Consider the following 18,955-nt stretch of genomic DNA (forward strand, 5'->3'; position numbering starts at 1 on the left):
GACACGTTTTAAGTCATGACAGTTGGTGAAATCATATATAACAAACAGATAAGAACACGGAGCTCACAATGAAAATCAAGATTTCCTTGACATGATGCACTGATTAGGGGGCTTTCATATCATCAAAATTTGATAGCAATACTAATGAATCATATAATTTAATATATTTAAAAGTTTTGGCAATCATAAATGAAAACTTCGTGGTTAAAAAGAGTTTCGACATTTTAAACTACACTACAATAGACAATATTTTAGATGTACTTAGTCGATTAGGTGTGCAATGCCTTACCCCAACAGGACATGGCTTTGAGTTTTTGGGAGCAATTCCTATCAGACAAGCTGTAGAACAATCAGCGCTAGGTTATAGTAATACTCACTGTGCGCAATACTAGGTAAACAGATCAGAAACTTGATTGGATTCTTGAATAGGATTGTTATGGGAGCTATTAGATTAAATCGGAACTATTGCATCGTTTTTTGGTTTGTACCACCAAGCAACAAAATTTCATTTTCCTTAATTCCCGACATATATAAAACTCTAGAAAGGATAATAGTATGCAAAAGAAGCCAAGCATAATCTCAATTAGCACCAGCATTGACAGCTGAAATATAGACGCTTCGATCGTTCACATGCCTTCTTTAAACAAGTTATTACTGTTGGTTAAACATCTTGTTTTTGTTCCGAAATCGCTAGTCCATATAGATAAAGGCATTTGATTCAAATTCGATAATCTATTGGTGCTTATAGCCATTAGAAATGTTTTTAAGCGTAATTTCCTTTAGAAGTTGCTTAAGCAACAGTTTAAGAATACTATCAGCCATCTAATATCCTTCATAGTCGTTTCCCATAATAATTTAACTTCCAGTCTAATGTGAAATTGTATGCTTTTTGCATGTTTTCTGCGAAAACGACAATATTATTGACATAATATATCTATTATTAGGCTAGATTTGCTAAAAATAAGTGTGTATGCTTGTGTATTTCAAAGTCGGCAATTTCAAATCAATCAAGGATCCTGTAGTCATAAATTTCGCAGCCACGGCAATCAGTGAACATCAGGAATCGAATGTATTTGAAAAAGGTAAGGATGATTTGCTTAAGACAGTCTTATTATATGGTCCTAACGCCGGTGGGAAATCTAAAATTTTGGATGCATTTTTATTATATCGCCGCCTTGTCCTGAACTCAGTATTGCGTCATAGCACTTCTCGCATAGCAGTTGAAGCGTTTCTGCTTAACGTTGATACGGCTAAACAACCATCTTTGTTTGAAGCTGAATTCATAATAAATCGAAGAAAATATCGCTATGGGTTTGAAGCATACAAATCTCATATTCAGAAAGAATGGTTATTAGAAGTGAAAGCAACTACAACAAGTTCAATTTTCCTGCGTCTTGAACAGAATTTTAAGATTGACTTCAAAACGTTTCAAAACGCGGAAGGTTTGGAAAATAAGTGTAGTGAAAACGTATTATTCTTATCGGCGGCAGATCAATGGAATGTACCCCTTGCCAAACAAATTTACGGATGGTTTCATGGTACTCATACCATTCGTGGATTGGATGATTTGGATAGGAATAAAAGTTCAAACAGTAGAACCAATCGTCTGTTCGAATCACCAAAGTACAGAAAGGCGATAAACCAGATGATGAAGCACGCGGATCTTGGGATTAAAAGTATTGATGTTCTAAAAGAGGAAAGTGGAGATCAAACGGTTGTCATTGACGGCACTAGATATAAGCTTGCGAGCAGTGGCCCTCAGGATAAAGTTATAGCCAAACATGATGTTTATGACAATGCTGGTAATGTTGTTGGGGAAGAAGATTTTGGTATGGATGTCCAGGAATCAGACGGAACCCGAAAATTCTATAACATGTTAGGCGCTATTTTGTATGCTATAAAGAATGGTCACCTTGTAATTATTGATGAAATAGATGCGCGTTTTCATACTTTGCTCACGAAGGCAATTATTAAATTGTTCAATTCGGAAATCGTTAAAAGTGGTGCTCAGCTTTTCGCAGTCTGTCATGATGCTTCTGTAATGGACAATGATTTGCTGAGAAGAGATCAGATTTACATAGTTGAAAAAGATAATTTTTCTTCTACAAAAGTTGTTAATTTAGTTGAATATAAAAGCGCCAGAAAAGAAACTCCTTTAGCTAAAAATTATCTTGAAGGGAAGTATGGTGGCATCCCTTTCATTGAAAACCTCGAAAATTTTCTGATGAATGACGAAGAATAAGAGCAAAGAAAAAAGCGATTTTAAAGGTTTTTTGGAGAATCTTACTGCCTCGAAACCAACTGTACCCGCTGTAGGAACTAAACCAGACAAGCAATATTTTCTGGTCGTAAGTCAGGGAACAGAAACCGAAATCCTCTACTTTAAATATTTGGCTAGCTTGCTGCCCCCTAAAATTGTAAGTATTGAAACGAAAGGACATAGTAAGGATACTATTGCTGTTGTGAGAAAAGCAGTAGAACTGCGTGAGCTGCGCCAAAAGAATACTCACATGCCCAATTATAATGAAGTATGGGCACTTTTTGACAAAGATGATTTTACGGATAAAGACTACGAGATTGCGATAAGTTTTGCCAATAAAGAAGGAATAGAAAGTGGTCATTCTAATGAATGCTTTGAACTTTGGTATCTTCTTCATTTTGCTGACCTCGAATCGGCAATAGGCAGAAAAGTATATTTCGAAAGGCTTTCTAAACTGTTAAATACTAACTATTCGAAGAGTGAGCCGACAGTTTGCGAGCGCATACATAAAGAAGGTGACGTAAAAAGAGCGATCGTACGTGGTAAGAGGTTAGAAGCGCTTCATAATGGAAAGAACGCCGCCGCTGCAAGTCCTTACACAAGAATTTATATTTTAGTTGAGCGACTATTGAAATATTTGGAGAATACAAAGAACTAAAATACAGAAGCCATACAAATAGGTGCATGACTTCTTTTATTTTACAAACCGCCTTGTAACTCAGACGAAATTATAGATGCAGTAAGACGTGATAATTCGCATTATTAAATCGAACAGTAACTCTACGTCAGAGCGGCATAAAAAAGTGTTGCTTTTATTGCCAGGCAATATCACATTAATATGTTCAAAGAAGAATTCTAAACCAATCACACCTGGCCATCTGATGGCATTTTATGTAAAGCTTCGGGTAAATAGTTGTGAGTTTAGTCAAAAATCAGAAAACCGTTAACTTGTAGTTAACGATTTTCTGATACTAAAAGACGATTTTTGATATTATTATTCTAACTAATTTTCTCACCCTCAAAAAAAAATTATGCCGTATTCACCTCTACGAAAATGTCAGGCACTACTTTAATGACCATTTCCAGCCTATACCGCATACTAAGAATAAATATTTTTTATTTTACCATGTAATGTTTGGGTAATATATTATCTTTCCGGCCATTTGTAACTCCAATTATGCGGCAACTAGAGAATATCGCCCTTATAATAGCGCATCCGGGACATGAGCTAAGGGTATTTCGTTTTGTAGAATTATATAAGCCAAGGGTATATGTATTAACAGATGGTTCGGGGTCAGCAGGCAGTTCCAGATTGCATAATACAATTAATATTCTTGAGGAGTGTGGGGCAAGTATTTCTCCAATAATGGGATATTATACAGATAAAGAGATATACCGTATTATTTTGGAAAAAGACTATGCATCATTGACTGTCTTAGGTCTGAAAATATTATCGGATTTTCAGGAGAATAACATTCAGGTCGTTGCCGGGGATGCCGTAGAAGGGTTTAATCCTACGCATGACCTTTGCCGTTACTTAATCAATCTGACTATTGCGCTTAAAGAAGCAAACGATGGAATACAGATGTTGAATCTTGAGTTTCTGTTAGATGGATTAATGAGTGAGGAAGATGCATCATTAGTGGTCCGGCTGGATGAGGATAGTTTCAATCGTAAACGTAAAGCCGCAGAAGGATATGCGGAGCTTGCATATGAGCTGCAGTCTGCTATTCAGGCATATGGCAGCGCACCGTTTATGACAGAGTGCTTAAGAAAAGTAGTAAGGCCGGATATTTTTTCATCCTGGGGAGATGGAATCCCGTTTTATGAAAAATATGCCATAGAAAAGGTAAATAGTGGTGTTTATAAAAAAGTAATTTCATTTCAGGAACATCTATTACCATTAATTCATCATCTTTCTACAAATTTATACGCTGAAACAGCAGGTAATGAACATACTTATAACAAACATTGAATTAGGGCTGCGAAGCGGTACTGTAGTATATGTATTTGAACTGGCGGTTGAATTAAAGAAGAAAGGATATAATGTTGAGGTATACACGCATATTATTGGTGATACAGGGAGGGAACTGATAAATAATGGTATTAATGTAACAGATAATCTCCACCATCTGAAAAACATACCTGATATTATTCATGCTCATCATAATCTGTTAGCGATTCAAGCGCTACACCGGTTTAAAAATACACCAGTAATTCTTTTTGTGCATGATAGACGCTATTTTTATGATATTCCTATCAAAAGCTCCCGGATCTTAAAATATATTGCGGTAGACTATAATTGTCTGGAAAGATTGCTCATTGAAGCAAAAATACCTGAAAAATATACAGGTGTAATTTATAACTGGGTAAACACTGACCGGTTTAAACTAAGGACAGAATTTGCATCCCGGCCTTCCACTGCTTTGGTATTCAGTAATTATGCAAAAGAGGATAATCATTACCAGGTGATTGTCAGTGCTTGTAAACAGTACGGATTAGCCCTGGATGTTATAGGGTCCGGAACAGGAAACTATGTAAAGCATCCGGAGGAGATGTTATTAAAGTACGACCTGGTTTTCGCAAAGGCAAAAGCTGCAATGGAGGCATTATCTACCGGAGCAGCAGTTGTTTTGTGCGATTTTCGTGGACTTGGCGAGATGGTGGCACCTTCAAATCTGAATTATCTGCGGAAGTTCAATTTTGGTATGAAAACGCTCACACGGTCTTTCGATGAAAAACTGATCATTGAGGAAATCAATAAGTTCAATGGAGATAATAACCGCCTGAATGCTGAATGGATCAGAGAGCAGGCTTCCTGCCCAAATGTGATGGAACAACTTGTACAATTATATGCTCAAACGGTAAAGGACTATAAGCAGGGGATAAGAGGTATGCCGGATACTGTTGGTAGCTGGTGGTCCAGAGCTCAAATAAAATTACGTCTCACATTACCGGTGAGAGGGATATTAAAACTGGGAAGGATTGCTAAAAAGATATCGCATGGGATTATCCGTTTCGGCTCTTTAGGAAAATTGCTCTGATAGTATATAGTATTTCAATACCCGGTTTCCGGTTAAACAGTAAAAAAGTTACCAGAGATACCAGGATAGATAAATAATAAAGAGGTGGATTCCCGAAATATAAACAACCGGTGATAAAAGAAAAGATGACCATTAAACCAAGTATGGGACGAATATTAATTTGAAGTGGGATCCGTTTTTTAAAATAAGCGTATCGTACCAGAAAGATCGCAAGAAATCCGCTTACTATGCCCAGGCAAGGCCCGTAAAGGTTTGCACGGGTAATGAGTAAAAGACTTATCAGGATATTTATAATACTGCCTAACAGAGAAGTGATAAATATATTATAAGTATTTTTTGCGAGAACAAATAAAGAACCCATGAATGAGGTTAAAGCAAGAAGAGATCCACCAACTAATAAAATCGGGATATACTTCCATGCATCATAATACCTGGCCTCAATTAAATATGTTACAAGGATTTTTGAAAGGGATGAAAAGACAATTGTCAGGCTTAATAATAAACCAATATAATAATTGAGCATCTTGTTGAACCGTGTTTGCAAACTGTTTAAATCATTCTTTTTTAAAACAAGGTCCTGCCAGGCGGGTATGAAAAATGAGTTTACTAAAATGATAACACTGGAGAATTTTACAGCAATGGCATAAATGCCGTTCGCTTCCAACCCCAGGAATCCTGCAATAATATATCTGTCAAATCCTCCCATCAGCCACCAACTGATTGCATTATATACCAGGGGAGCGGAGTAGAGAATCATTTCCTTTAATGCAGGACCGTTAAAACCTTCTATTTTTATAAAACTGAAAAAATTGATCCGGAAGAGAATATAAAATATACAAACTGTATTGGAAAAGATCAATGAAAGCAGAATGCCCTGAAGATTGAGATGCAGCAGTGCTAATAATATAACATTGAAAAATAAGAGGAGTATACCGTTCAGAATAGAAAGATAAGTATACATTTTAATTAAACCCAGCCCCCGCAAAAATTGCTGTAAATAGCCCAGTAGCATAGAAGTGATAATAAACACACAAATCAGGTTCCTGTATATAAGCGAATTACTGATGGGAATAGCATAATTAATAACCCCAATAAGCAAGGCAGCGGCTATTATTACAGCAACGCTGTTGCTCACGGCAGATATCTGTTTATTCCGGTCACCTTTGCTTTCCATCAGCCATCTGTACAAGCCATCTGAAATTTTTAAAGTGATAATAGCCATTATTAATTGGCTACTGGTTAAAACCAGATCATAATATCCCAGGTCATTTTTTGCCAGAATGAAGGAATAATAGGGGATTATTAAAATGGAAATAACTTTACTTAAAATTGGCCCTGTTGCATAAAGTAATGTGTCCCGTATTAACTTTTGATTGATTGACATCTTCTATATACTGAAATGCTTATCAGCTTCCGCCCGAATATAATGTTTTTTCTCATACTATTTTCCCGCTAAAATAGAAGGTATTTATATGCCGGATAGATATGGAAATAAAGTGTCACGACCTGGGAAAAGAGCTGCTTTGAGACAGCAGAACACGCTGCATACAGACTGATAAGGATCATTGCTTTTATTCCCCCTCGTCATTTTCCTGATGCCGGACCTGACTTAACTTGGCATAAAAAGCTATGAAAGCATTAGTATATCATGGGCCCGGTAAGAAGTCATTCGAAGAAAAGCCCAAACCGGAAATTATCGCCCCTACAGATGCCATTGTAAAAATACTCAAGACAACGATTTGTGGTACGGACCTTCATATTCTCAAAGGGGATGTACCGGAAGTGACTGATGGCCGCATTCTCGGACACGAGGGCGTAGGTGTCATTGAAGCGACCGGAAGCAATGTGGCTAATTTCAAAATAGGGGACCATGTACTGATATCCTGTATCACTTCCTGCGGAAAGTGTGAATATTGCCGTAAAGGGATGTATTCCCATTGTGAGAACGGCGGTTGGATACTGGGCCATCTGATAGATGGTACACAGGCAGAATACGTCAGGATACCTTATGCAGACACCAGCCTTTATCATATACCTGAGGGAGCAAATGAGGAAGCGCTTGTAATGCTAAGCGATATACTTCCTACCGGTTATGAATGCGGAGTGCTGAACGGACAGGTAAAACCAGGCGATACCGTTGCCATTGTAGGAGCAGGGCCAATAGGACTGGCCAGCCTCCTGACCGCACAATTCTATTCACCGGCTGCTATTATAATGATAGACCTTGATAACAACCGGTTGCAGGTATCTAAAAAATTCGGGGCAACACATACGATCAACAGCACCGGACAAAATATCGTTGAAGAAATAATGGCGATTACTGGCAACAAGTGTGTAGATACCGCTATTGAAGCGGTGGGTATTCCCGCTACATTTGAAATATGTCAGGCAATTATTGCAGCAGGCGGGCACATCGCCAATGTAGGCGTACATGGGAAATCCGTTAACCTGCATCTGGAAAGTCTGTGGTCAAAGAACATCACGATTACCACAAGATTGGTAGATACGGTTACAACACCATTGTTGTTAAAGACAGTTATATCCAAAAAACTCGATCCCTTGTTATTGATTACACACAGATTCAGGTTAACAGAGATATTAGAGGCATATGAAACTTTCGGACATGCGGAAAAAGAGAAGTCATTGAAAGTGATTTTGTCCAATGACACTGCCTGAGAACCATTTTACACCTTCAATGTCCAATAAACTTTTCCATTCTAGTTATTTACTTTTTTCGTGATACTAATCAATTGCTAAGTTGATTAGTATCATTGCCGGAAGAAAGATTTGAAAATAGCTTTATACAATGAAATTAAATGGATTCCCCAGAAATCCTCAAATGACCACTACTAAATCTTAACTCTTTAATTAGCTTATTATGAACACAGGCATTGCAGACGAACCCAGGACAATGACGGAAACCTTAAAGATCATTTACGAACGGCGCGCCGTCAGAAAATATAAAGACAGACCAGTGGACATAAACCTGGTCGAGCAGATATTGGATGCAGGGCGAATGGCTCCTTCGGCGATGAATAAGCAGCCCTGGCAATTTTATGTCCTTACAAATAAAGAGACCATACACTTATTCTCCCGGGAGATGAGCGGGGTAGTGATGAAAGGCTTGCTGAAAACCGGTATATCCGGTTTTGCCCAGATATTCAAGGCTGCTTATGGTCTTTTGCATCTTCCACATGGGATCGATCTTCACGCTATAAAAGACCCTGTCTTTTACGGAGCTCCGGTGGTCATATTCGTTACTTCTCCACGGGATAATGAATGGGCTTCCCTGGATGTTGGTATGTGTGCGCAGAATATGATGCTGGCCGCGAAATCCCTGGGACTGGATACTTGTCCCGTCGGCTTTGGGAAATATGTGGAAAAGACTAAGATTTTTTCCAGGCTACATGTACGGCCTACCGAAGAAGTACAGTTGGCTATTATCATGGGTTATGGTGATGAATCGCCGGAAGTGCATAAAAGGAGCAGGGATAATCGTTTATTTATTGATTAAAAAATCTGTGTAGTGAGAACAAAGTAGCCGTGACAGTTTTGGAGTGACAATTAAATTCCATTCATTTTATAAAAATAAATTGAGTAACGATGAAAAAGAATAATAAAGTTGCGTTCGCAATGCTGTCGCTGTTATTGATGATTTCGCTGCATCTGTTCAATTCCTGCGGCCCTTCCGTGCATCTGACTTCATCCTGGAACGATAAGAATGTGCAGCCTGTAAGGTTTTCAAAAATACTGGTAATGGCGATCGGCAAAGATTTGGAAAAGAGAAAGCTGGGGGAAGATAATATAAAGGCCGAATTACAGAAAAATGGGTTTACTGCTGCCACAAGTCTCGATGAGTTCGGACCCGATTTTGCCAAAATAAATGATTCGCTCAAAATGCGCGGGCAGTTGCAGGACAAGCATTTCGATGGCGTGATCACAGTCCGGGTGCTGAATGTTGATGAACATGACCGCTGGCAACCCGGTAATTTATATTATGGCCCTGTAGGTTTCTACCGTGGATTTTACGGGTATTATTACAGGGTATGGGGCTATTATGCCGAACCCGGTTATATGGTCACTGATGTGGAAGTGCTGCTGGAAAGCAATCTTTATAAGGTGGATACAGGAGAACTTTTGTGGTCAGGGCAATCAAAAGCATTCAGCCGGAATCCTACTGAGGGAATGGCAAGAGATTATGCAAAAAATATTGTAAATGATATGATGGTCAGGAGGGTGATCATTCCTTAATGTTAATTATGATTATTATCGTATCGGGGTTACCTGGTTCCGGGAAAAGTTACTTTGCTTCCCGGCTTTCCAGGTTAATCCATGCAGATTACATTAACAGCGACCGGATAAGAAAAAGTCTGTTCCCCACCAGGTCCTATTCAGAAAAGGAGAAATCATCTGTGTATGATGAAATGTTGAAATTAATGCGACAGGCGATAGTACAAAATAAAGACCTGGTACTGGATGCTACATTCTATGCAAATGATATACGCAAAAGATTCACCGATGAAGCTAAGGACGGAGATATTGTTTTCATTGAAATTGTAGCCGAAGAGGCTGTCATAAAGGAGAGATTAAAACAAAAAAGAGTAGACAGTGAGGCTGATTTTGAAGTATATAAACTCATCAAAGAACAATGGGAACCTTTGCAGGAGCATCAGTTGAAACTGGTGTCTTCTGATAATAACATAGAAGACATGCTGCACAAAGCTGTTGATTACCTAAAGTTGAGAAATGACAAAAGAACAGATTGCTAAATTGCATTCGGAAGGGGAGTTTCCGGAACAAATCAGTAGGCCGGACCTTGTTGAAACACATATTTCCTGGGTATTCTTATGTGACCAGTTCGTATATAAAATTAAAAAGCCGATCACTTATTCTTTTCTTGACTTCTCTACATTGGAAAAGCGGAAATACTATTGTGAAAAAGAGATTGAACTGAATAGAAGGCTTACCAGTAACATGTACCTCGATGTGCAGCCCATAAGGGAAATCTCAGGAAGATTTTATATCGGCAATCAGAATGGTGAGATAATTGATTATGCCGTGAGAATGCGAAAACTGGATAGCAGCAGGCAAATGGACGTATTGTTGATGAAGAATAAGGTCATAGATTCCGACATCCGGGACCTGGCAAAAAAGATAGCCACATTTCACAAAAATACCGGGGTCATTTATAAAAAAGATGTTCTGCAGATAAGGGATGAATTTAATGATTTAAAAAATGAAAGGGGATATTTAGATGCAGAGAACAGGGCTATCCTTGATGAAGCTATTGAATCGTCTGATGCATTTATTGAAAAGCATAAAGATCTCTTTGCCCTCCGCCTCAAAAAAGGGTTTTACCGGGACTGCCATGGGGATCTGCATACCAGGAATATTTTCTTATTACCAGACCCTCAGCCCTTTGACTGTATAGAATTCAATGATGAATACCGTCAGATCGATGTGCTGAACGAGGTCGCCTTTCTTTGCATGGACCTGGATGCATTTGGTAAGCCGGAATTGGCTGATCTGTTTTTTCGCTACTATAGTAATTTCTTTCCTGCCATAACGTCTAATGCAGACTGGAAACTTTTTCTTTATTATAAAAGTTACCGGGCCAATATCCGGGCAAAGGTCAATAGCCTTAGAGCACGAAGCACCGACAATCATGCCGCAAGGGAATCAGCCCTGGCGGAGGTGAACAAATACCTCAGCATGGTAGCGGGCTACCAAAAGATGTTGCTCCCGGTATGAGCTTAATATCTTGTGATCAGACCTATCCGCTGGTGGGCTTGCAGTGTACCATTTTCCAGGAGTATCACCTGACCATTCTTTTCCAATACGATCTCCATAAGGTCATTGATCGCATCGGCAAGGACCTGATGTGGCTTTAAAGGCGATTGCGAATGTAAATTATATTCATTTTTTTCGGTTAGGAAACCTGGTCGTGAAAAATCTTTTTCTACAAGGAGTTTCAGGGCATTTCCTTCTTTGGCTGCTTTCCAGATCTCGGGGACACCTGTAATACCACGTCCCTGACCGATTTTTTCTTCAAAATCCGTAATCAGTTGCTGTTTGGACTGGTCCATGAATGACCTGAGCAATTCAAAGGTCATTTTCCCTAGTTCCGTTGTCGTGATATGGGAGTAATTACCGGGCAGTTCGCTTATAATATTTTTATTATGGTGGTTGACCATTTTAAAATATGACAGATCTTTTTTTGCTCCGGCAATGATCAATGGAATATTATGATTAGTAAGGTAGTGCTTCAATCCATCATCGACCGCTTCGGAAAAATGTTGAAATCGTATTTCTTCCAGTTGGGATTTTTCTCTCTCAAATTCTCTTACAAAGGCATTGCCAACAGATGATGAGCCACGGGAAGGCCGGGCATATTCGTAATCATCTACGTATATTTTGGGGAAATCATTATCCTTTATTTCAGAGAGACTATTTAACCTGCCCCCGAAAAGTCTCGCTTCTTTCTCAGTTAAAAGTAAAGTATAATAGGGAAGGGAATAATATGCCTGGTACAGAAGGTCCCTGATCTCGAACGAACGGTTAATTATTACTTTTTCCCTGACCGGGAAATGAAACTGTACCAATTCTTTTATATTAGCGGAAACATATAGCCCAATCCCCTCTGAATTATGGTTGAAATCGACTTGCCCGAATAGTTCATCGATGGATTGTTGCAGCGGTTTAATTTCTTCCTTCCCATAGTTGTACGACAAATATTTTTTAGCCTCCATGACCGCTTTCTCAACCTGCAACCGATCAACTCTTCTTTCCGGAGAAAGTTTATGTGTGGGAACAATAATGGAAATGCATATATTCCCTTTTTCTTTTTGTACTAGCCTGATCAGTTCTTCACCTGTCAGAACCCGGTTGTCAATGATCGTCTTTTCCATAGAAGCAATTTTTAACAAATCTAATGGACTGGCGGCCTGTTAGTCAATGATTCTGATCATTCAATGCAATGATTTAAAAGGTATCCACTGTGCAGACTATATAAACTTTCGTTCTTTCAGGAGAGGGAGAAAACAAAACAGTTTATTTACCAATATCCTCATTCCAAAGATCCGGATGTTCCCGGATGAACCGTTGCATTATCTCAATACATTCCTTATTGTTTTCTACGATCACTTCCAGATTGTTTGCTTTAAGCAGGCTTTCCGAGCCCATGAATGTTTGATTTTCGCCGATCACGATCTTTGGGATACCATATAGCAATATAGCGCCGGAACACATAGGGCAGGGGGATAATGTTGTATATAATACACAATCCCTGTAGGTAGCAGCGGTAAGCCTGCCGGCATTTTCGAGTGCGTCCATTTCCGCATGAAGGATAACACTGTTTTTTTGTACCCTTCGGTTATGCCCGCGTCCAATAATATTATCCTTGTGCACCAGCACAGACCCTATAGGGATACCACCTTCATCAAGGCCCTTTAATGCCTCTTCAATGGCGGCCATCATAAAATTGCTCATAACATTGAATATTAGTTTGGAATAACAGGAGAATTCAAGCGAAAGATGTTGGACACTAATATAAATCCGTTAGTTTATGAATATAGGATATAATTGGGAAAGATACAAAAGGACCGCATGACGCTGGCTAACAATTGAGCCAAGGTAGCTGTCGGATTAAATACTAATTATTAAAGATGAAGAGATCAGGTTGAATAAGACTGATAGCGGCGGCGAATTCCCACTCACGTGTTATTCTGTCCATACAATATTGATCTATCTTGCATATTGAGATATTTTTCTCATATAAAATCCTTAATGACGAGCGGATCGCCAGGAAGTGGACGATGCCCTTACAGGGATGGGCCGTCTCAGCCTCCCAGTTAAAGATTATATTTGGCGACCGAATGAGTACCGATCTATGATAGGGTTCCGTAAAAAAGAGGCGGCGACTTGCTCTTTGGATGGACCTGTCGCCGCCCCAATTAAACTCGTTAAAATTTATATGATGAAACTGTTCAAATTTTACTCCCCTTTATGATCAAGAAAGCCTTTATATTTTTATCCATATTAATTTCTGGATGCAGTTCATGCGTGAATAATTTTTATGGTACAAATAGCCATCCATACTTAAGCATTGATCTGAAAGATACCACTATAAATTATTCAACATTAGCTTACTATATAGATTCAGTACTAAATAAGGGTAAACATTTCCCAGAGTCCATAAAGTCTCAGTTTTATATCAATAGCTTACAGACCGATTTACATGAAGACAACAGATTAATTCACTTTAAGGAAGATCCGGAGGAATGGTATCTTATAGAATTTCAAGGATCGCCGTGCATCGTTGATGCAATATATAACCCTAAGCTTTCATTGAATCCAATTTTCGAAAGGGAGCAATTAGCTGAAGGCCAAGTGTCAAGGATTGAGAATAGAATCAAAATCGAAATATTTTATAAGGCTAAATTATACGCCAAAGAAAATCATATCTTCGATTCATCTGACCACAGACAATGATATTTAATAAATTACTTCTGACACAGTTCATTTTACAGGCCTATATGATCAGATAGATAAAGCTAATACATAATGAAGCCGGTGCTGTTATCCGAATTAATTTTGAATAATAAATTATGCAAACAAATTTTGAATTACCCATTCAGACAACACTTTTCAGAACCGGTAAACCTGTCGCTCAGGAACTGACTGCGAGCTGTGATCAATATAGAAAATGGGTTGCTATCTATAAAAACAAAGGCGAGGATTTAATGGAACCAATTTCTGCGTGGGAATTTGTTATATCGATTTTTGAAATAGATAAAGAGAATGTAGATGAAAATTTTGGACCGAATGAAATGTACAATATAAGAAGGTACTATGCTAAAGATCAGGAAGAGTTAAGAGAGAAATTGTATCAGCTAAATATAGACTTAAGCAAATTCACCTATCCATGGAGGTGCGATTATCCACTATAATTAAATGATAGAAAGATATTTAGGGCACATATAAAAAATATCTTACAAGAATGTACAAACAAACTGGGAAGTAGCAGATATTTTCGCAACTGCAAGAACAATTATTACTAGTACTCCAAAATGGTCAGGCAGCCCTTAAGTTACAGAGAGAAAAAGGTCAGTTTTATCAGATGCCGCACTTCCACATCTACTATTTATTTTGTCACTTTTTCCAACAGGATATTGCTCCGCACTAAATTAAAATAATCCTTCAGATCCAAATCCATTACTTGAGTTTTTCATTGAGTAACACCCTTCTCTTGGCCGACTAACGCTTCCACTTCCTGCTTGCTATGCCAGTAAGTATATCTGAAAAATATTACCAACGTGACAGTCGGTTTCAAAATGGGTGCTATTAATAAGGAAGAAGTTATGATCGCCTAAAATACAAACTACTTGGTATTTTTTGTGTGATTTTATTTAACTACTATTGTTTAGCCTTTATTTAGTAACTCCAAATTGCTATGGGAAATTTATACTTTCATTACAAGGTAGAATCACTTTTTCTGATAGCCCTGTTGCTGGCTTTTGCAACGGCAAGGGCACAAAAGCCCCAGCTCTCATTTGCACTGATAGGGGATGCTTCTGCGTCAGAAGTGATTTTTTCTGATGATGGCCACTACATGCTTTCCCTCTACGAAGATGTCTCCGATTTCATAAACGGCTTTATCCTTTGGGACCAATCATCTGGCGTACCATTGTACAATTTTAGCCTACCTGATGCAAAGGACCCAGAAGCTATATTTACTACTGATAGTCGCTATGTATTGCTGAATGGTAAAAATGAGGTCCAATGTTGGGACATTCAGCAAAAAAAACTAGTCTGGTCAAAGTCCGGGATGGACCATATCTGCCGTTTTCGAGGCAATCTTGTACTCTTGAGTGGCTATCGTTATGGCCGTGAAATATTGCAACTTTCCAATGCGGCAACTGGTGATTCATTGGGCGTTCTACCATTTTCGAGAAATAGTATGTGTAACATCGAAAAACCAATAATCAGCAATACCGGGGCATATTTGGCATTGAGAGCCAAAAAAGGATTGGAAAACAATGTGAAAGACTCGCTTACCATATACGAGACTCAATCAGGCTCCAAACTCTACACCATTCTCATTTCCAACGAGGATGACAGCTACAGGTTCAGTGCGAATGACCGATACCTACTTTGTGCATCCCTGTCAGGGAAAGTGGCCATTTTAACTGCAAAAACAGGAGATACTGCATATACTCACACCTTTCCGGGCGGGCTAAAGTTGGCGACCCTTTCAGGAAACGATTCCTTACTTGCAGTGATCCAGAGCGAAAAATATACATCGACAGCCATACTACACATTTTGAATACCACTGAAGACAAGGTCCTAGAAAGTATACCACTGGAAGGTTCTCTTTATGATATTTGTTTCTGCCGTTCAGATTCCGGTGTCCTGGTAACCATGGATACGCTGAAATATTTTAACCGCTATAAACGAACCTGGCATAACGTGGCATCATGGGATGATTATCAGGGAACTCCCATTGGCCCATTAAGTTCGAACGGACATTACTATGCAGTGAGCTTGAGTAGTGGTAGTTTCCAGCTCATTGACGCTGATAGTCTGGCCGTAGGGCAGTATTATTTTTGTATTCCTGCTCCCGTAATGCGCACTCGCTTTGTAGACAGTACACATTTTATCGTCTGGAATGACAGAAATATTAAAGGAGGTACCCCTGAATGGTTGACAAACTGGGGCGGAGGATATAGCTTTCGCGATCAGCTTGTGAAATGGAATGCGATGACGGGGAATAGACAAGTCTTGGGAACCAAAAATGGAATTTCCAACGGCAAAATAACTGCGAGTTTCGATGGAAGATATGTGCTTACAGGTATAACTGAGAATAAGAAAACGATCTACGATAACAGGACCGGTCAGCAAGTATCCAGCTTCTCAACAGATCCGGAATACGATTATTATAATATTATTTTCAGTGAAAATGGATCTACATTATTTTACTTGAATATTTCCAAGGAACGCAGACTTCATCTGTACCGTGTACAAACACGAAATGTGAGAACCGGGAAGATGACGCATTCCATTCCTTTTGAAGACTGTCCGAATATCCTTGGTATAACTGAAGATGGACACTACGGTTTACTCAGTTTTGGCTCCGACGGAAATGGGACGCAAGAGCATAAGCTGATAGATCTCAGCACGGGCAAAGTACTGTTTTCAAAAGAAGGCCTTATATTTCAGGCAACAGGATCAAGCATGGTGGCTGAGGACGAAGAGAAAAGCGTTTTTTGTCATAATACTTTTTATGCAGTGGATCAACAGCAGCTACAGCAATTTACTATTAAGAATAATGAAGTGAAAAGGGGCTATCGGCTTCCCACATATGCGACTACCGATAACTTCTATGCCGATAAAGGGTGGTTGACTGACAAATCAGGCAAATACCTGTTAACACAGCGTGATCAGCACTTATACCTTTGGAATGGGGCTGATGGTCAATTGCTGGATACTATGTTGTTTCCCGGACGACTGGATCAATACCGATTTAGTGCAGACGGTAGTTTTATTTTTTTGCTGGGAAACAATATGGACAGCATTGTGGTGTGTAAATGGGATCTGTATCAAAAAACTAAGCTGGTGAAGGAACTGGAAAATCCACTTGCCTACCTGGGAAACAATATGGTATTTAATTCTCTATCAATCAGTCCTTCCCGCAGACTAGCAGTGTGTGGCAGCACTGATCACTTTTCATTGGTCTATGATCTGGAGGCAGGAAAAATCCTGTATCAATTGGTAATGGTGGGATTGTCGAATTATGTGTTTTTTGATCCTAATGGACAGTTTGAGTGCTCCAGGAACATACACGATTTGATTTATTACAACCAGGATGACAAAATAATTAAACAGGAAAATATAAATACCTCCTATTGGGTACCCGATCTAGTTAAGAAAATTACCCATCAAAAATAATGTCGTTATGCGCCCATTATCAATCTTAATATTGTTTGTGTTGCTGTTTCGGCTTCATGTCATAGGACAAAACAGTTTATACCCCAATCTACTCAATCACGTTAGTTGTAGCATTCTTCTGACACCAAGTGCTCCGATCGAAGAAAATGATATCAGTAATTTCCTCCAAACGGACCGGTTTGATGTAAAACTCATCAAATATCGGCATCAATTTGGCCGCGGATCGGAGCTTACTGATCACATGAGTGGACTGTTTGTCAATGAAACGGATTTCCGTACGCTTTGGCCTTCGGGTCAAGTAAAGGCCGATTATACTGACCATTTGCGAAGATTTCTTGAGAAATTGCCTGCGAGCATTGACTTATACCGGGATAATTTGTTTATCTGTACATATAAAAACAGAAACCAAGAGATCATTACTTATTGTTATTTTCAGGATGGAAGATTAGTTGCCTATGCACACCCCGTTCTTCCTGTAAAGAATAAATTGAAAGCATCAAGTGTAACCCTTAATGAAGAATTAGAGTCAGCAAAAAAAGATGGGCGTTCGGTTGTATGGTATGGGGATGAACTGAAACTCAATATAGAAAGACAGGCCAAAGAGAATCGGGTAAATATTTACAAGAGAGCCTCATCGGTTTCCGTTAAACTACCGGAGAAGATAGCACCATTAGATAGGGTGCTGGTGCCAGAGAATTCAGTTATATGCAATGCGTTGCCAACCACTATGCGACAATTAATGGAGGGGGGACATCCTGCTACGGCTGCGACGCTGGAAGCGTGGCGTTCATACAGGGCTGACGTAGAGCATATTACAATGCAATTTGGGGAGCAATTGCAAACAATGGCGGATATAAAAAAAGAGATGCTTGAAGGAAAGCGGGATATGGTATTGTTGGTAGCGCATCTGAAGGGTACAGAGCTTTTTATAGGAGATGAGCGAATTTCGCTGGATAAAATCAAGGCCTGGGGGAAAAGGCAGACTCCCTCTTCTGGGAACAGAGTAGCAGTGTTATGTGTGTGTAACAGTGGAAATCAGAATTATACCGTTGGTAGTTTATTTTGGAAAACACATGTGAATCCATTGACCAATATCCTGAAAGAGAATGGTTATTTTGATATGGTGATTGCACCGGATCATGTTATTCTCCGTCCTGAGACAACCAGTTTTCTGGAGAATTTATTGAAGAACCGCTCTATTCAGGAAATACAACAATGGTTTGCAGGCTGGGGATTTTGGGTATTCAAAGATTAAAATCAATATTAATGACCACAATGCATCAAATGGACACCAAGGTTAAGGGTAAGATACCCTTGGGGCTCCGATTCAAACATTATTTTACCCAGTTGAATTTTAATACAGAAAGACAAGCATTGGGGGACGAAAACGAAAATAATTGGCTAACCATTGCTATGTATCTCCTATCAAGTCTGGGCATTTTTTGCCGGCAGATCACTCAACTCCCTAAAGTGAAGATCAATATGGCAAATCTCCAATGGGATGTGTTAATAGCCTCATTTATTTTCGGGCTTGCTGTGCTGCCATATATCATCAAAAGTATCAATTCTGTAAATTCTAAAGCTGGTCTGCGGCAGATCTTAGCCGCTTTTGGCGTTGGCTTTTTCATGGACTTCACTACTAATGCCGTAATCAATTATTATTTCAAATAACGATATAATTAATGGTTAGGTAAGTTTCCACAA

17 protein-coding genes are annotated in these 18,955 nt (G+C 39.1%); 14 read left to right on the plus strand and 3 right to left on the minus strand.

Annotated elements, in window-relative coordinates:
* Positions 1–970: 970 nt before the first annotated feature.
* The 4 genes from GO495_RS06415 to GO495_RS06430 all read left to right on the plus strand — a co-directional run bounded on the left by GO495_RS06415 (position 971) and on the right by GO495_RS06430 (position 5,304).
* Positions 971–2,242 (plus strand): AAA family ATPase, encoded by a 1,272-nt coding sequence (locus GO495_RS06415; protein ID WP_157298833.1) that lies wholly within the window; start codon positions 971–973, stop codon positions 2,240–2,242.
* A complete protein-coding gene (locus GO495_RS06420; protein WP_157298834.1) occupies positions 2,229–2,918 on the plus strand; it encodes an RloB family protein in 690 nt (229 codons plus the stop codon). Before GO495_RS06415 ends, GO495_RS06420 begins: the two co-directional genes overlap by 14 nt.
* A gap of 519 nt (positions 2,919–3,437) precedes the next feature.
* Positions 3,438–4,235, plus strand: a complete 798-nt coding sequence (locus GO495_RS06425; protein ID WP_157298835.1) for a hypothetical protein — start codon at positions 3,438–3,440, stop codon at positions 4,233–4,235.
* The gene (locus GO495_RS06430; RefSeq protein WP_157298836.1) at positions 4,210–5,304 is read left to right on the plus strand and encodes a glycosyltransferase; all 1,095 of its coding nucleotides are present in this window, start codon (positions 4,210–4,212) and stop codon (positions 5,302–5,304) included. The genes GO495_RS06425 and GO495_RS06430 overlap by 26 nt, the downstream gene beginning before the upstream one ends.
* Here GO495_RS06430 and GO495_RS06435 read toward each other — a convergent pair.
* Positions 5,270–6,688 carry a lipopolysaccharide biosynthesis protein gene (locus GO495_RS06435; RefSeq protein WP_157298837.1) on the minus strand — a complete coding sequence of 473 codons (1,419 nt, stop codon included), beginning with the start codon at positions 6,686–6,688 and terminating at the stop codon, positions 5,270–5,272. The genes GO495_RS06430 and GO495_RS06435 overlap by 35 nt on opposite strands.
* A gap of 245 nt (positions 6,689–6,933) precedes the next feature.
* Between GO495_RS06435 and GO495_RS06440 the strand changes: the two genes are divergently transcribed.
* The 5 genes from GO495_RS06440 to GO495_RS06460 all read left to right on the plus strand — a co-directional run bounded on the left by GO495_RS06440 (position 6,934) and on the right by GO495_RS06460 (position 11,055).
* On the plus strand, positions 6,934–7,980 hold the full coding sequence (locus tag GO495_RS06440; RefSeq protein WP_157298838.1) for a zinc-dependent alcohol dehydrogenase family protein: 1,047 nt from the start codon (positions 6,934–6,936) through the stop codon (positions 7,978–7,980).
* Positions 7,981–8,182: 202 nt separating this feature from the next.
* Positions 8,183–8,818 carry a nitroreductase gene (locus tag GO495_RS06445; protein WP_157298839.1) on the plus strand — a complete coding sequence of 212 codons (636 nt, stop codon included), beginning with the start codon at positions 8,183–8,185 and terminating at the stop codon, positions 8,816–8,818.
* A gap of 89 nt (positions 8,819–8,907) precedes the next feature.
* Positions 8,908–9,555 (plus strand): hypothetical protein, encoded by a 648-nt coding sequence (locus GO495_RS06450; RefSeq protein WP_157298840.1) that lies wholly within the window; start codon positions 8,908–8,910, stop codon positions 9,553–9,555.
* Positions 9,556–9,563: 8 nt separating this feature from the next.
* Positions 9,564–10,073: a P-loop nucleotide/nucleoside kinase family protein gene (locus GO495_RS06455; RefSeq protein ID WP_157298841.1), complete on the plus strand. Its 510-nt coding sequence runs from the start codon at positions 9,564–9,566 to the stop codon at positions 10,071–10,073.
* A complete protein-coding gene (locus GO495_RS06460; protein WP_157298842.1) occupies positions 10,051–11,055 on the plus strand; it encodes a hypothetical protein in 1,005 nt (334 codons plus the stop codon). Before GO495_RS06455 ends, GO495_RS06460 begins: the two co-directional genes overlap by 23 nt.
* Positions 11,056–11,057: 2 nt before the next feature.
* On the opposite strand, the gene GO495_RS06465 is transcribed toward GO495_RS06460, so the two are convergent.
* Both GO495_RS06465 and GO495_RS06470 read right to left on the minus strand, forming a co-directional pair.
* On the minus strand, positions 11,058–12,212 hold the full coding sequence (locus tag GO495_RS06465) for a baeRF3 domain-containing protein (RefSeq protein ID WP_157298843.1): 1,155 nt from the start codon (positions 12,210–12,212) through the stop codon (positions 11,058–11,060).
* A 142-nt stretch (positions 12,213–12,354) separates the two neighbouring features.
* Positions 12,355–12,792, minus strand: coding sequence for a nucleoside deaminase (locus tag GO495_RS06470; RefSeq protein WP_157298844.1), 438 nt, complete (start codon positions 12,790–12,792; stop codon positions 12,355–12,357).
* Between the two features lie 516 nt (positions 12,793–13,308).
* Between GO495_RS06470 and GO495_RS06475 the strand changes: the two genes are divergently transcribed.
* The 5 genes from GO495_RS06475 (at position 13,309) to GO495_RS06495 (ending at position 18,922) form a co-directional block, all read left to right on the plus strand.
* Positions 13,309–13,794 carry a hypothetical protein gene (locus tag GO495_RS06475; RefSeq protein WP_157298845.1) on the plus strand — a complete coding sequence of 162 codons (486 nt, stop codon included), beginning with the start codon at positions 13,309–13,311 and terminating at the stop codon, positions 13,792–13,794.
* Between the two features lie 116 nt (positions 13,795–13,910).
* Positions 13,911–14,252, plus strand: coding sequence for a hypothetical protein (locus GO495_RS06480; protein ID WP_157298846.1), 342 nt, complete (start codon positions 13,911–13,913; stop codon positions 14,250–14,252).
* A 503-nt stretch (positions 14,253–14,755) separates the two neighbouring features.
* A complete protein-coding gene (locus GO495_RS06485; protein WP_157298847.1) occupies positions 14,756–17,251 on the plus strand; it encodes a WD40 repeat domain-containing protein in 2,496 nt (831 codons plus the stop codon).
* A gap of 7 nt (positions 17,252–17,258) precedes the next feature.
* Entirely contained in the window at positions 17,259–18,506 is a 1,248-nt protein-coding gene (locus GO495_RS06490) for a hypothetical protein (protein WP_157298848.1), read from the plus strand.
* A 158-nt stretch (positions 18,507–18,664) separates the two neighbouring features.
* Positions 18,665–18,922, plus strand: a complete 258-nt coding sequence (locus GO495_RS06495) for a hypothetical protein (protein WP_157298849.1) — start codon at positions 18,665–18,667, stop codon at positions 18,920–18,922.
* Positions 18,923–18,955: the final 33 nt, after the last annotated feature.

Origin of the sequence: Chitinophaga oryziterrae, from assembly GCF_009758125.1 — a bacterium.
Classification (GTDB): Bacteria; Bacteroidota; Bacteroidia; order Chitinophagales; family Chitinophagaceae; genus Chitinophaga; species Chitinophaga oryziterrae.